Here is a 14,427-nt window from a genome sequence, read left to right as displayed (position 1 = left end):
AAACTAAAGATATGTTGCGCATACCACGGAGGTGACAATGATCAAGCCAGCCACGACAGATTTCCCGCGTTTCGAAGCCCCCTATGCCGGCGACGATGACCAGCTCATTCGCCACTTTGCATCGCGTCTGTCGCTCTCGGCGAGCCAGAATAGCGCCATCGACCGCCGCGCAACGACCTATATCGAGGCGATCCGCAACAATTCCGGCTCGGTCGGCGGTGTTGAGGATTTTCTGCGCGAATATGGCCTGTCCACGCGCGAAGGTCTGGCGCTGATGGTGCTCGCCGAGGCGCTCTTGCGCGTGCCGGATGCGCTCACCCAGGATCGGCTGATCGAGGACAAGCTGAAAGAGGGGGGCTGGAGCGAACACGAGGCGCATGGCGACAGCTGGTTCGTCTCGGCCTCTGCCTGGGCCCTCGGCCTGTCGGCCCGCGTCATCCGCCCGGGCGAGACGCCCGAGGGTGTCATGCGCGGCCTCGTCAAGCGGCTCGGCCTGCCCACCGTGCGCTCCGCCACCAAGCAGGCGATGCGCTTCCTCGGCCATCATTTCGTGCTCGGCGAAACCATCAAGGATGCGCTGTCGCGCGCTGCCAAGAGCGAGGAGCGCGGCTATCGCCATTCCTTCGACATGCTCGGCGAGGGGGCCCGCACGGCCGAAGACGCAAAGCGCTACTTCCAGTCCTACGCCATGGCCATCGAGGCGATCGGCGCGCATATGGCCAAACATGGCAAGAGCCAGCAACTGCCGAACCGCATGGGCATCTCGGTCAAGCTCTCGGCGCTGCATCCGCGTTATCTCGCGACCCATCGTGATCGGGTGATGCGCGAACTTGTGCCGGATCTCCTGAAGCTCGCGCAGATGGCCAAGGCGCATCAGCTCAATTTCACCGTCGATGCCGAAGAGGCCGACCGTCTCGAACTCTCCCTCGACGTGATCGCGGCCGTCTTTGCCGATCCGTCGCTTGCCGGCTGGGACGGTTTTGGTCTGGCCATCCAGGCCTATCAGAAGCGCGCGCCGCAGGTGATCGACTATATCGACAGCCTCTGCCAGCAATATGGTCGCCGGATGATGGTGCGCCTCGTCAAGGGCGCCTATTGGGACACGGAAGTGAAGCGCGCCCAGGAGCGTGGTCTCGACGACTACCCGGTCTGGACCCGCAAGCCGGCGACCGACCTTTCCTATCTGCATTGTGCGGCCAAGCTCATGGAAAAGCGCGCACGCATCTTCCCGCAGTTCGCCACCCACAATGCGCTGACCGTCTCGACCATCATCGAGCTTGCCGGTGCCGATCGCTCCGGTTTCGAATTCCAGCGCCTGCATGGCATGGGCGAGGCCCTCTACGACACGCTGCTGTCGGGCAATGACCGGATCGCCTGCCGCATCTATGCACCGGTCGGTGGCTATCGCGATCTGCTCGCCTATCTCGTTCGCCGTCTGCTCGAAAACGGCGCGAACTCCTCCTTCGTCGCCGTTGCCGGAGACAAGAACATTCCGGTCACGGCACTTCTGGAGCGGCCGACCGAAAAGCTCGGGCTTGGCAATGGCCAGAGCGCCCGCCACAGCCAGATCCCGATGCCGCTTGGCCTCTATGGCGATCGCAAGAACAGCGCCGGCTTCGAATTCGGATATCGTGACAATCTGGAACGGCTGATGGCACGCATCTCCGTTCCCCTCTCGGAGATCGCGGCTCGGCCGCTGGTGCCGGGTGCAACCGGCGCCACCGCCGAGGACGCGGTTCTGTCGCCCGCCGATCGCAGCAAGAAGGTCGGAACCGTGCGCAACGCCACGCCCGCCGATGTTGATCGCGCCTTTGCTGCCGGCCGCAAGGGCTTTGCCCGCTGGTCACGCGTTTCCGTCGAGGAGCGCGCAGCAACCCTCGACAAGCTGGCCGACCTCCTTGAGGCCGATCGCGACCGTCTCCTGACCCTGCTCGCGCTGGAAGCCGGCAAGACGCTGGATGACGGCGTGGCCGAAATCCGGGAGGCTGTCGACTTCTGCCGCTATTATGCCAACCAGGCCCGCAAGCAGTTCAGTGAAGCCGAAGTCATGCCCGGCCCGACCGGTGAGCTCAACCGTCTCTCTTGGCGCGGTCGCGGCGTCTTTGCCTGCATCTCGCCGTGGAACTTTCCGCTGGCGATCTTCCTCGGCCAGGTCTCGGCGGCACTCGTCGCCGGAAATGCGGTTGTCGCCAAGCCAGCACCCCAAACCCCGCTGATTGCCTTTGAAGCGGTGAAGCTCTTCCACAAGGCGGGCGTGCCCGAAGATGTGCTGATGCTGCTGCCGGGCGCCGGCGATGTCGGTGCGGCGATCGCCGCCCATCCGCAGCTCGCCGGTATCGCCTTCACCGGCTCGACCGCGACGGCCCAGGCCATCAACCGCACGCTCGCCGCCAAGAACGGCCCGATCGTGCCGCTGATTGCAGAAACCGGCGGCATGAATGCGATGATCGTCGATGCCACCGCGCTTGCCGAACAGGTGGCCGACGATGTCGTCATGTCCGCCTTCCGCTCGGCCGGCCAGCGCTGCTCGGCGCTCCGCATTCTTTATCTGCAGGAAGACATTGCCGACGGCATGCTCGAGATGATCGAGGGTGCCGCCCGCGAACTCAATCTCGGCAATCCGCTCGAGATCACCACCGATATCGGCCCCGTCATCGATGAGAAGCAGAAGGCGATGCTCGAAGGTCATGTCGCCGAGATGAAGCGGACCCAGAAGGTGCGTTATGCGGGCCAGGTGCCCGCGACCGGCAATTTCTTCGCCCCGCATATCATCGAACTCAATCGTCCCGAGGCGCTGACCAAGGAAATCTTTGGCCCGGTTCTGCATGTCGTGCGCTGGAAGGCCAAGGAACTCGACAAGGTGATCGGTTCGATCGACGCAACGGGGTATGGCCTCACACTCGGCGTCCACAGCCGCATCGAAGCGACGATCCGCACCGTCACCGAGGCGCTCGATACCGGCAATATCTATGTCAACCGCAACATGATCGGCGCGGTCGTCGGCACCCAGCCCTTCGGTGGCTCCGGCATGTCCGGCACCGGCTTCAAGGCGGGCGGCCCGGCTTACCTCAGCCGATTTGCACTGGAGCAGGTGATCTCGGTCAACACGGCCGCCGCCGGCGGCAATGCCAGCCTGATTGCGATCGGGGAGGGGTGAAATACCCACCTCCCCCTCGAGGGGGGAGGTCGCCGCGAAGCGGCGGGTGGGGGTGAACCTTCACGAGTGCGAGGCTTGTGATCCGGCGCTGGCGTCCCAGCCATCACCCCACCCCGGAGCTGCGCTCCGACCCTCCCCCTCGAGGGGAGGGTGCATCCCCTCAAATCTTGTCCGCGTCTCCACCCTTCTTCTTGCCGTTCATCATCACCTCCAGATAGCCCAGCATCACCGCCGAAACGACGAAGGCGAGGTGGATGAGGGTCAGCCACATCAGCTTGTCGGAGGTGTACTGGTTGGCGTTGAGGAAGACCTGCAAGAGATGGATCGAGGAGATCGCGACGATCGAGGAGGCGACCTTGATCTTGAGGCTGCCGGCGTCGAGCTTGCCGAGGAAGGACACCTGGTCGTCGGCTTCGTCGAAACGGCTGACGAAGTTTTCGTAGCCGGAGATCATCACCATGACGATCAGGCTCGCCACCAGCGCGGCGTCGATCAGGCCCAGCATGGCCAGGATCATCTGGAAGTCTTCATAGACGAAGACGTTTTGCGCGACCTTCAGGAATTTGTAGCCGAAGGCGACCGCGTAGACGGCGAGCGCCGCGACCAGGCCGAGATAGAAGGCGACCAGGATCCAACGGCTCGACAGGATGATTTTTTCGATGAGCAGTTCCAGCGATTTCATCGGCTTCTCCTTCGGCGGCATGTTTGCACTGCACATAATACACGGCCGCGGGCGGCGACAAGAGGTGTCGCGGCGTCTTTCCCGGCCAGGGCCGGCCGCTGTGGCGCATCGTCGAAAAAAGTCCGGCCGACGCCTTGCCAGCATCGTCTTGGCGGCCGATCCTCCGCTGCAAAACAGCGATGAAACAAAGGGGGGACAGCATGACAGTGGCATCGGATATTGACATCGCCCGCGCGGCTTCCAAGCGGCCGATCCAGGAGATCGGTTGCAAGCTCGGCATTCCCTCCGAAAGCCTGATCCCTTATGGCCACGACAAGGCGAAGATCTCCGCCTCCTTCATCAAGGGGCTCGCCGACCGGCCGGACGGCAAGCTGATCCTGGTGACCGCGATCAATCCGACACCGGCGGGCGAGGGCAAAACGACGACGACCGTCGGGCTCGGCGATGGCCTGAACCGGATCGGGAAGAAGGCCGTCATCTGCATCCGCGAGCCCTCGCTCGGCCCCTGTTTCGGGGTCAAGGGCGGGGCGGCCGGTGGCGGTTATGCGCAGGTCGTGCCGATGGAGGATATCAACCTCCATTTCACCGGCGATTTTCACGCGATCACCTCGGCCCACAATCTGCTTTCGGCGCTGATCGACAATCACATCTACTGGGGCAACGAGCTCGCGATCGATACGCGCCGCATCACCTGGCGGCGGGTGATGGACATGAACGACCGGGCGCTGCGCCAGATCGTGACATCGCTCGGTGGCGCTTCCAACGGTTTCCCGCGTGAGGCGGGCTTCGATATCACCGTCGCCTCGGAAGTCATGGCGATCCTCTGCCTCGCCACCGATCTCGACGATCTGGAACGCCGGCTGGGTGCGATCATCATCGGCTATCGTCGCGACAAGAGCCCGGTCTTCGCGCGTGATCTGAAGGCCGACGGCGCGATGGCCGTCCTCTTGAAGGAGGCGCTGCAGCCGAACCTCGTGCAGACGCTCGAAAACAATCCGGCGCTGGTGCATGGCGGGCCTTTCGCCAATATCGCCCATGGCTGCAATTCGGTCGTGGCGACGAAGACGGCGCTGAAGCTCGGCGATTATGTGGTGACCGAAGCCGGCTTCGGCGCCGATCTCGGGGCGGAAAAGTTCTTCGACATCAAATGCCGCAAGGCGGGGCTCAGACCCTCGGCCGTGGTCATCGTCGCGACGGTCCGGGCGCTGAAGATGAATGGCGGCGTGGTCAAGGAGGATCTCGGCCGGGAAGACGTGGCCGCCGTCGAGCGCGGGGCTGTCAATCTCGCCCGGCATCTGGAAAACCTCGCCAAGTTCGGCGTGCCGGCGGTCGTCGCGATCAACCATTTCACCACCGACACCGAAGCGGAAATCGCCGCCGTCAAGGCGGTGGCGAGGGGGCTCGGGGCCGAGGCCATCCTCTGCCGGCACTGGGCGGACGGTTCGGCCGGGATCACGGCGCTCGCGGAAGCGGTCGTGAAGATCGCCGAGCAGCCCTCGCAGTTCCATCCGCTTTATCCGGATGCGCTGCCGCTCTTCTCCAAGATCGAGCGGATCGCCGCAGAGATCTACCGCGCGGGCGAGGTGACCGCCGACAAATCCGTGCGCGATCAGCTCTCGGATTGGGAGCGGCAGGGCTATGGCTCCCTCCCTGTCTGCATGGCAAAGACGCAATATTCCTTTTCAACCGATCCGACGCTCCGCGGTGCGCCCGAGGGGCATACGGTGCATGTGCGCGAGGTCAGGCTCTCTGCCGGCGCGGGCTTCGTGGTCGCGATCACCGGGGAGATCATGACCATGCCCGGCCTGCCACGCGTGCCCTCGTCGGAAAGGATCCGGCTGAACGGGGATGGCGCGATCGAGGGCCTGTTCTGACCCCGGCTCATCCCGCCCTCAGAACTGATCGGCGATTTGTGATATTTCCGCCACGGTGACGGTGATCACAATTCATGATTAAAAGAATCATGTTTTATATGTTGACTCAGATAATCATGTTTTATACGGCGTGATTAAGGCGAAGGTTTCGGCCTCGCCCCGGTTTTGACGCAAACACATTTGGCCAGCCTGCGCCCGTCTTTCGGGTTCGGGATCGCATCTTTCTGGCCATCGAAAGGACATTCGCATGCGCTCCCGGTCCGCCAGACCTCTTCTGCTCGCCTGCACCGCCCTCGTGGCGGTCTCCGCCATCCATCCGGCCCATGCTCAGGACAGCGCAACGCCATCGACCACGACGTCCGATGCCGACGAGACGCAGTTGCAGACGATCGTGGTGAAAGGCAAACGCGTGCCGGCCGGTTCCGTGGCGGATACCCCCGTGTCGACAACAACGGATTCCAAAACGCTGCAAAAGAAGCAGGTTGATGATGTCGACGATCTCGGCAACACAGTCGAACCGAGCGTTACCTATGTCCGACAGTCGAAGAGCGTAAACATTCGTGGCCTCGAGGCCGATCGGGTTCTGACGACGATCGACGGGATCCCGGTGCCGTATTTCTTCGACACGGTCTACAATTACGGCGGCGGCGCCGATACCTATGACTTCAACTCCCTGTCCTCCGTTGATGTCTTGCACAGCGCCGACTCCAGTCGTGCCGGATCAGGCGCGCTGGGCGGCGCGCTCCTGTTGAACACGCTTGAACCGGACGATCTGCTGGCGGATGGTGCGACGTTCGGTGGCATCGGCAAATTGGGTTACGACGGTTCCGACAAATCTTTCACCGCCTCGGGCGCCATTGCCAAAAAGATCGAGAACACATCGGTGATGTTTCAGTCGTCCTACAAGAAGGGCCAGGAAACCGAGACAAAGGGCGATGTCGGTGGCACGCGCAGCACGCGGACCGAAGCCGATCCGTTGGATTACAATCAGCGCAATTTCCTCTTCAAGATCCGTCAGGATCTGGAGGGCGGTCACCGTATCGGCCTGACGGCTGAGCACTACGGCTACAATTCCCGTAAGGACTACATGTCCTCCAGTACATACGGTACAACATACCGTGCCGGGGATTATGATCTGGTCCAGGAAAAGGATCGCGATCGCGTCTCTCTGGACTACGAGTTCGAATCCGTGGGCGATGACAGCCTAATCGACAGCGCGGCTGCGACCGTCTACTGGCAGCGCTCGGCGCGTACGGAAGGGCAGGACTCCTATCGTTTGACGGCGCCGATCGGCGAATACGACCGACTGATGGAGAGCGAGCAGCGTGACATCGGTTTTTCAGGCTACGCCAATTCGGATTTTGCGACGGGCAGCCTCAACCACCAACTGACCTTCGGAGCCGATTTCCGGTTCACACAGAGCAGCTACTACCTGTCCGGTGTCGACAGTTGCTCTGTCACCTGGGTTCCCGGCTGCGCCTATTACCACACCAACCAGTCCTACTCGCCGGACGTGAATTCCTACAGGTTCGGCGCCTATGCCGAAGACAAGATCACCCTTGGCAATAGCGCGGTTTCCGTGACACCCGGCCTTCGTTTTGACTGGTACAAGGAAGACCCGCAATCCACCGATACCTTTGAAGGAGATATGCCCGAAGGGCAGAGCGGCACACGTTTCTCGCCAAAGCTTCGTGCGGCGTGGCAGGTGAAGCCGGACATCGAGCTCTACGCACAGTTCGTTACGGCCTTTAAGGCTCCGAACGCCTACCAGCTCTATGTCGACTACGACAATGCGCCGCTCTATCGTTCGATCGGCAATCCGGACCTGAAGCCGGAAACCAGCTGGGGCTTTGACGTCGGTGCCAATCTCGGGGAAGACGATTTTGGTGGACGCGTCAGCGCCTTCAGCACCCGGTACAACAACTTTATCGATACATCTGATATCATCGCCACATCGGGATACGCCCTCGGCACCTATCAGTTCATCAACCGCGACAATGTCCGGATCAGCGGTGTCGAGCTGGAAGCGCACAAGACCTTCGCGAATGGCTTCAACCTGCATGGCTCGCTGGCCTATGCCCGCGGGACCGATCTGGACAGCGACGAACTGCTCGCATCCGTCCCGCCGCTCAAGGCCATTGTCGGGTTCGGTTATGAACAGGAAGCCTGGGGAACCGATGTCAGCCTGGTTGCGGCCAGCGCCGTCCCGGACGACTCGGCTGCGCTGACCAAGCCGGACGGATACGGAGTTGTGAACCTGACAGGATGGTGGGAGCCTGAACAGTTTAAGGGGCTCCGCGTCCAGGCAGGGGTCTACAACCTCTTCGACAAGAAGTATTTCGATGCGCTCGAAGTCAAGAACGTGTCTAACGCCTCCGACATCTATTCGGAAGCCGGACGTTACTTCAAGGTTGCGATTTCTCAGAAATTCTAACCCCCACAGCCCCTTCCACCGCCTGCGGCGGCGTCCCATCCGGGGCGCCGCCGTCTTTCGTTCAGCGGCAATAGCGGAACCCGCTCTTCCGCTCGATCACGTCCAGATGCAGGTGGTCCTGGTGGGCCGCATCGCTGCCGGGTGAGAGGACGGTGGTGAAATAGAGACAGGCGATGGCGTTGAGCGCCCGCTGAAATGCAGCCTCTGCCGTGCCGTCGTCCTGTTTCGCGATCATCAGCGGCACGCTTTCCTTGCTGAAGCGCAGGGCGGCGATGTCGATGGCGTTGCCATGGGCATGCTCGGAAATCTTGCCGGTTTCGGCGCTGTTGCGGTTGCGGCAGACATAGCCGGAGGCCTGGGAAATGCCGGAGAGAGCAGGTCGGTCGGGGAAGGCGCGGGCGGCGGCCGGGATCAGCATGTCGCGGGTCATGCGGGCGAGGCTCAGCGCCGTCTCGCATCGAATGGTGGCTTCCGGCTCCAGCGTGACCGAAGGCAGGATCCGGCGGACGGTAACGGGGTGAGCGATGCCGCAGCCCGTCTCGTCGTCGATCATCGCATCTTCGGTGAAATCGGCGCCTATGGCCTTCAGGTCCCGCAGGCACATGGCGAGTTCTTCCGGCTTCTCTGACACCGGTGCCGGATCGGGCGGCGGCGGCGGCGCGGTCGGCTCCGGTTTGTCGGCTTGCTCCTGCTTGCCCTCCGTTGTCGGAGCCGCGCCATCGTCGGGCTTCGAAGGCCCCGTCTTCGGCTGCCCGGCCTTCTCCGCGTCGACGGGCGCCTCCGGTGCCTCCGGTTTCCCGGCCGGGACCTCGGAGGGAGCGGACGTGGCATCGGGCGTGTCGCGCGGATCGGGCGAGGGCGTTGGCGGCGTACCGGAGGGGAGGGGTGGCGTCGGCGGAGTCTGAGAGCTGTCGGCAGCGCCTTTCTCCTCCGCCGGGGCGGCGGCTTCGTCTTGCGTGACGGACTGGGCTGGCTTGGGTGGCGCCGGCGGGCCGATCTCGGGCAATGTTACACCCGTCGCCGCCAGCCAGATCAGCATCAAGCCCGTTGCATGTCTCATGGCCGCTCCTGTCGTTCGCCCCGGGGCGGAAACGACGGGGGCCGCAAAAGGTTCGATGGCGGGGTCCGCGCAAATCCCGCTTGCGCGCCGCTTCGCCTCGGGTTATCAAATCGCCCATGAAGATCGTCTTGAACAACATGGCTTGGTGGTGGGCTCGCTGACGCGGCCTTGACCAGTCATGTCTTCTCGACGAATGACCCAAAGCCGCCCGGAAAATCTCCTGAGGCGGCTTTTTTGTATTCAAGGCGCCGGGAGAGGGCCTCGAAGAACGGAAAAGGACAGACATGTCGACGATTTTGCAGGAAGACGGCTCGGAAGCCTATCAGACGCGCGGCGGCGTGACCGTCACGCGCAAGCGCCGGCCGACACCCTATGGCGATGCCATCTCCACCTATGTCGACAAGCTCGACGAACGTCGCGGTGCGGTCTTCTCGTCCAACTACGAATATCCGGGCCGCTATACCCGCTGGGACACGGCCATCGTCGATCCGCCGCTCGGTATCTCTTCCTTCGGTCGCAAGGTCTGGATCGAGGCCTATAACGGACGCGGCGAAGCGCTTTTGACGATGATCGCCGACACGCTTGCCTCAGTCGAAGATCTGGCGCTCGGTGCCCGCACAGCCACGCGTCTCGATCTCGACGTCAAGCTGCCGTCCCGCGTCTTCACCGAAGAAGAGCGCTCGAAGATGCCGACCGTCTTCACGGTCCTTCGCGCCATCACCGCGCTGTTTCACTCCGAGGAAGACAGCGCCATCGGCCTCTTTGGCGCTTTCGGCTACGATCTCGCTTTCCAGTTCGACGCGATCGACCTGAAGCTTGTCCGTCCCGACGATCAGCGCGACATGGTGCTCTTTCTGCCGGACGAGATCCTTGTCGTCGACCATTACTCGGCCAAGGCCTGGATCGACCGCTACGACTTCACCAAGGGCGATGTGACGACGGTCGGCCAATCGGAGGAAATCCCGGCCGACCCGTTCAAGCATACCGATACGATCCCGCCGCGCGGCGATCATCGTCCCGGCGAATATGCCGAACTGGTGACAAAGGCGAAGGAGAGCTTCCGCAAGGGCGATCTGTTCGAGGTCGTGCCGGGGCAGAAGTTCATGGAACGCTGCGATAGCAAGCCCTCGCAGATCTCGAAGCGGCTGAAGGAAATCAATCCGTCGCCGTATTCCTTCTTCATCAATCTCGGAAACCAGGAATATCTCGTCGGCGCCTCGCCGGAGATGTTCGTACGGGTGAACGGCCGGCGCATCGAGACATGCCCGATCTCCGGCACCATCCGCCGAGGTGCCGATCCGATCGAGGATTCGGCGCAGATCCTGAAGCTCCTCAACTCCAAGAAGGACGAGAGCGAGCTCACCATGTGCTCGGATGTCGACCGCAACGACAAGAGCCGCGTCTGCGAGCCGGGCTCGGTCAAGGTCATCGGCCGCCGCCAGATCGAGATGTATTCGCGGCTCATCCACACCGTGGACCATATCGAAGGACGTCTGCGCGACGGCATGGACGCCTTTGACGGCTTCCTCAGCCATGCCTGGGCGGTCACCGTGACAGGTGCGCCGAAGCTCTGGGCCATGCGCTTCATCGAAAAGCACGAAAAAAGCCCGCGCGCCTGGTATGGTGGTGCAATCGGCATGGTCGGCTTCAACGGCGACATGAACACGGGGCTTACGCTGCGCACGGTCCGTATTAAGGACGGCATTGCCGAAGTGCGCGCCGGCGCGACACTTTTGAACGACAGCGACCCGCAGGAAGAAGAAGCCGAAACCGAACTGAAGGCCTCCGCTATGATTGCAGCGATCCGTGACGCCAAGAGCGGCAATGATGCGTCTTCCAAGCGCGGCGTGGCCCGGGTGGGCGAGGGGGTCAACATCCTGCTCGTCGACCACGAGGACAGTTTCGTCCACACGCTCGCCAACTATTTCCGCCAGACGGGTGCCACGGTGAACACGGTTCGCACGCCGGTGCCGGAAGAGATCTTCGATCGCCTCAATCCCGACCTCGTCGTCCTGTCGCCCGGTCCGGGCTCACCGACGGATTTCGACTGCAAGGCGACGATCAAGAAGGCGCGCGCCCGGGAACTGCCGATCTTCGGTGTGTGCCTCGGCCTGCAGGCGCTCGCCGAAGCCTATGGCGGCGAGCTTCGCCAGCTGGCAATCCCGATGCATGGCAAGCCGTCGCGCATCCGTGTGCTCGAACCGGGCCTCGTCTTCTCGGGGCTCGGCAAGGAGGTGACCGTCGGTCGCTACCACTCGATCTTCGCCGATCCCTCGTCCCTGCACCGCGATTTCATGATCACGGCTGAGAGCGAGGACGGCACCATAATGGGCATCGAACACGCCAAGGAACCGGTCGCCGCCGTGCAGTTCCACCCGGAATCGATCATGACGCTCGGCGGCGATGCCGGCATGCGCATGATCGAGAACGTGGTGGCGCATCTGGCGAAACGCGCGAAGGTGAAGGCGGCCTGAGAAACGAATAAGGGGCGCGGCTGAACATGGCCGCGCGTCTTCTCTAAAGATCCTCTTGCCAATCTTCCCGGCCGTGCCGGACACGGACAATCAGGACGCCCTCGTCATCGATCAGGTAGATCACGAGATGCGCTTTGCGATCTCGAACAACTCATCCGCGGTTCGGTTGCCGACTCCACTTGCTAAGCCCGCGTCGACAGCCGTCTGCATCGCGGAGATCTTCGCTGCGCGTTCCTGATCTCGGCGTATCAGGCCAGAAACATAGTCACTCGGATTGGCGTATTCGCCGCTTTCGGCTTTCCTGCTGACCCAATCTTTCAGATCGTCCGGAAGTTCGATGGTGATGCCCGGCATTTCGGTTTCCAATCCTCAACGCGGCGGCAGGCAATGCAGCAAGGGGATTATCACGCCGCCCGGGGTTCGATCCGTTTCAACTCGTCCTCAATCTCGCGCCGCCGCTGCATGAGGTCGTAATCAGCCTGCAGACCGAGGAAAAAGCCCTCCGAGACCCCGAAATAGCGCGACAGCCGCAGGTCGGTATCGGCGGTCAGCGACCGCTTGCCGAGCACGATCTCATTGATCCTGCGGGGCGGGACATTGACCGCCCGCGCAAGAGCATTCTGGCTCAGTCCCATCGGCTTCAGAAAATCCTCGTGCAGGATATCGCCCGGATGGGGATTGGGTATGAGGTCAGTCATGGTCGTCGACGATCCCGACATCGCTTGGTCCTCCATCATTCCAGGTAAAGCAGATGCGCCACTGGTCGTTGATCCGGATACTGTGCTGCCCGAGCCTATCACCCTTGAGGGCCTCCAGCCGATTTCCAGGCGGTACGCGCAGGTCAGTCAACTGGCGAGCGCTGTTCATCAAGCGAAGCTTTCTGAGGGCCACAGCCTGTATATCCGGCGGAAGCTTTCGGCTTCGCTGGCCGGACCAGATGCGCTCGGTTTCGGCATCTGCGAAACTCTGGATCATGGCTGAGTATAACGCGTCGCGTTATAAAGAGCAACCGCCGGCTCAGACGACATTTGACAGCATCGCGACCTTGTCACATGCTCTGGTTTGGCAGAAAGGGAACTCGGTCCGATGAACAAGGTCGTCCTCACCACTCACATTGATTCCGGTCTCAATCAGGCGCTGGAAGAGATCGCACGTTTCGACAACCGGTCCGCTTCCGATCTTGCTGATCAGGCCATACGCAATCTGGTCGAGGAGCGTCTTGCGACACGAGATCTTCTGCGTCACGGGCTCCATCTTGTCGCCACAGGCGATATCCGGGCCGTGGACAGCGCTGCGGTGCACGACTGGTTGAACTCTGACGAGGACACGTTTCCGAAGGCGCGGTGACGGTCATGCGGCTCCGCTATCTGCCGACTGCGGAACCTGGTCTTCGGTGGATGCGAAACTACTACAGAAGTCGTCCCCAACTCGACATGGCGGCAGTGTCCTTGGCGCTCGCAACCGCTGAACAGACAATCACGGATCACCCCGAAAGCGCAGCCCGTTTCGAGGATTTCGAGCTTGTAAGGGAATATCACATCCGTGGAACGCCGTTTTCGCTGCTCTAGACGGTCATTCCTGATCAGGTGTTGGTAATCGATGTTCGTGACACCCGCGGCCAGCGCAGCGTCGAGGGTCTGCGCAAGTTCCTGGCGGACCTGTAAGGCTTCGGTCAGAGCTGTGCACACCCCCATCTCCCGCCTTGACCTTTCCTCAACCCTTCGCCATTACACTGCCGACATTGAACCGAACCGCCCGCTTTGCCGGGCGGTTTTGTCGTTTTTGGAATTGCTGCTGCAATTCACTCGCATCTGCAGGGAAGAAGGCCATGGCGGCTGGTGACGACAATCTGGTGCGGCGGCTGGCCTTCTGGGGCATCCCGCTCGCCTTCGGAGTGATGGGGCTGAAGTTGCTCGCCTGGTGGGTGACGGGCTCCGTCGCGCTGCTCTCCGATGGTCTGGAATCGACGGTGAACGTGATCGCCGCCTTCCTTGCCTATTTCGTCATTCGCTATGCGCAGAAGCCGGCCGATGACGACCATCCCTATGGTCACCACAAGGCGGAGTATCTCTCGGCCGTTCTGGAAGGCGTGCTGATCGTGGTGGCAGCACTCCTGATCATCCGCGAAGCCGTGCCGGCGCTTTATGCGCCGTCGCTGCCGGAGGCGCCGTATCTCGGCCTTGCGATCAATGCGCTCGCCGCCGTCTTCAATGCGGCCTGGGCGACCCTTCTCATCCGCGTCGGCAAGAGCCACCGGTCGCCGGCACTGTCGGCCGATGGCCAGCACATCATGTCTGACGTCGTCACCTCGGGCGGCGTTCTGATCGGCCTGGTGCTCGTGCTCTTCACAGGGTATGCAGTCCTCGATCCGGCGCTGGCGATCCTCGTCGCTCTCAACATCATCTGGCAGGGCTGGAAGGTCATTTCCCATTCGGTTGCCGGGCTGATGGACGTCGCCGTCTCTCCGGAAGAGGCAGACGCGATCCGTAAAGCGATCAAGGACAATTCCGAGGGATCGCTCGGGGTGCATTACCTGCGTTCGCGCCGGGCCGGGGCGGCCACCTTCGTCGCCTTCGATCTGGTCGTGCCCTCGAAGATGACGGTGCGCGACGCGCATGTGATCTGCGACCGGCTGGAGATGGCGGTGCACAATGCCCTGCCGGGCACACGCGTGACCATTCACGTCGAGCCGGAAAACGAAATGGCGCATGGCGCCGGCGTGCAGCTTTGATACTGCCGCTGAACT

The 14,427-nt window shown here is 62.3% G+C and carries 13 protein-coding genes; 7 read left to right on the top strand and 6 right to left on the bottom strand.

All coding sequences use genetic code 11. From position 1 onward, the window contains the following. Window positions 1-37: 37 nt before the first annotated feature. Entirely contained in the window at window positions 38-3,157 is a 3,120-nt protein-coding gene (putA, locus tag FJQ55_RS13150; protein ID WP_140828496.1) for a bifunctional proline dehydrogenase/L-glutamate gamma-semialdehyde dehydrogenase PutA, read from the top strand. Window positions 3,158-3,317: 160 nt separating this feature from the next. Here the strand turns inward: putA and FJQ55_RS13145 are convergent, their stop codons facing one another. Further along, on the bottom strand, window positions 3,318-3,839 hold the full coding sequence (locus tag FJQ55_RS13145; protein ID WP_140828494.1) for a TIGR00645 family protein: 522 nt from the start codon (window positions 3,837-3,839) through the stop codon (window positions 3,318-3,320). On the opposite strand from FJQ55_RS13145, the gene FJQ55_RS13140 reads away from it, so the two are divergent. The 3 genes from FJQ55_RS13140 (at window position 3,817) to FJQ55_RS13130 (ending at window position 8,147) form a co-directional block, all read left to right on the top strand. Continuing rightward, window positions 3,817-4,062: a hypothetical protein gene (locus FJQ55_RS13140; RefSeq protein ID WP_140828493.1), complete on the top strand. Its 246-nt coding sequence runs from the start codon at window positions 3,817-3,819 to the stop codon at window positions 4,060-4,062. The two genes, FJQ55_RS13145 and FJQ55_RS13140, sit on opposite strands and share 23 nt — an antisense overlap. Beyond that, window positions 4,040-5,713 (top strand): formate--tetrahydrofolate ligase, encoded by a 1,674-nt coding sequence (locus tag FJQ55_RS13135; RefSeq protein WP_140828492.1) that lies wholly within the window; start codon window positions 4,040-4,042, stop codon window positions 5,711-5,713. Before FJQ55_RS13140 ends, FJQ55_RS13135 begins: the two co-directional genes overlap by 23 nt. Window positions 5,714-5,960: 247 nt before the next feature. Further along, window positions 5,961-8,147: a TonB-dependent hemoglobin/transferrin/lactoferrin family receptor gene (locus tag FJQ55_RS13130; protein ID WP_140828490.1), complete on the top strand. Its 2,187-nt coding sequence runs from the start codon at window positions 5,961-5,963 to the stop codon at window positions 8,145-8,147. Window positions 8,148-8,208: 61 nt separating this feature from the next. Here FJQ55_RS13130 and FJQ55_RS13125 read toward each other — a convergent pair whose 3' ends face one another. After that, the gene (locus FJQ55_RS13125) at window positions 8,209-9,207 is read right to left on the bottom strand and encodes an extensin-like domain-containing protein (protein ID WP_140828489.1); all 999 of its coding nucleotides are present in this window, start codon (window positions 9,205-9,207) and stop codon (window positions 8,209-8,211) included. Between the two features lie 284 nt (window positions 9,208-9,491). Here FJQ55_RS13125 and FJQ55_RS13120 point away from each other — a divergent pair, with 284 nt between their 5' ends. Then, a complete protein-coding gene (locus tag FJQ55_RS13120; protein ID WP_140828488.1) occupies window positions 9,492-11,681 on the top strand; it encodes an anthranilate synthase in 2,190 nt (729 codons plus the stop codon). A gap of 43 nt (window positions 11,682-11,724) precedes the next feature. Here FJQ55_RS13120 and FJQ55_RS13115 read toward each other — a convergent pair whose 3' ends face one another. From FJQ55_RS13115 to FJQ55_RS13100, 4 genes are read right to left on the bottom strand one after another with little or no spacing between them, the layout of a single operon-like run. Beyond that, window positions 11,725-11,805 (bottom strand): type II toxin-antitoxin system RelE/ParE family toxin, encoded by an 81-nt coding sequence (locus FJQ55_RS13115; RefSeq protein ID WP_246085146.1) that lies wholly within the window; start codon window positions 11,803-11,805, stop codon window positions 11,725-11,727. After that, window positions 11,802-12,035, bottom strand: a complete 234-nt coding sequence (locus FJQ55_RS13110; protein WP_140828486.1) for a type II toxin-antitoxin system ParD family antitoxin — start codon at window positions 12,033-12,035, stop codon at window positions 11,802-11,804. Before FJQ55_RS13110 ends, FJQ55_RS13115 begins: the two co-directional genes overlap by 4 nt. Window positions 12,036-12,085: 50 nt before the next feature. After that, window positions 12,086-12,400 (bottom strand): HigA family addiction module antitoxin, encoded by a 315-nt coding sequence (locus FJQ55_RS13105; protein WP_140828485.1) that lies wholly within the window; start codon window positions 12,398-12,400, stop codon window positions 12,086-12,088. Next, the gene (locus FJQ55_RS13100) at window positions 12,372-12,656 is read right to left on the bottom strand and encodes a type II toxin-antitoxin system RelE/ParE family toxin (protein ID WP_140828483.1); all 285 of its coding nucleotides are present in this window, start codon (window positions 12,654-12,656) and stop codon (window positions 12,372-12,374) included. The genes FJQ55_RS13105 and FJQ55_RS13100 overlap by 29 nt, the downstream gene beginning before the upstream one ends. A 111-nt stretch (window positions 12,657-12,767) precedes the next feature. Here FJQ55_RS13100 and FJQ55_RS13095 point away from each other — a divergent pair, with 111 nt between their 5' ends. Both FJQ55_RS13095 and FJQ55_RS13090 read left to right on the top strand, forming a co-directional pair. Next, window positions 12,768-13,028 (top strand): ribbon-helix-helix domain-containing protein, encoded by a 261-nt coding sequence (locus FJQ55_RS13095; protein WP_140828482.1) that lies wholly within the window; start codon window positions 12,768-12,770, stop codon window positions 13,026-13,028. 481 nt (window positions 13,029-13,509) lie between these two features. Further along, on the top strand, window positions 13,510-14,412 hold the full coding sequence (locus tag FJQ55_RS13090; protein WP_140828481.1) for a cation diffusion facilitator family transporter: 903 nt from the start codon (window positions 13,510-13,512) through the stop codon (window positions 14,410-14,412). Window positions 14,413-14,427 lie beyond the last annotated feature (15 nt).

This window comes from Rhizobium glycinendophyticum, assembly GCF_006443685.1.
GTDB lineage: Bacteria > Pseudomonadota > Alphaproteobacteria > Rhizobiales > Rhizobiaceae > Allorhizobium > Allorhizobium glycinendophyticum.
This window is presented reverse-complemented; position numbering and strand designations above follow the sequence as displayed.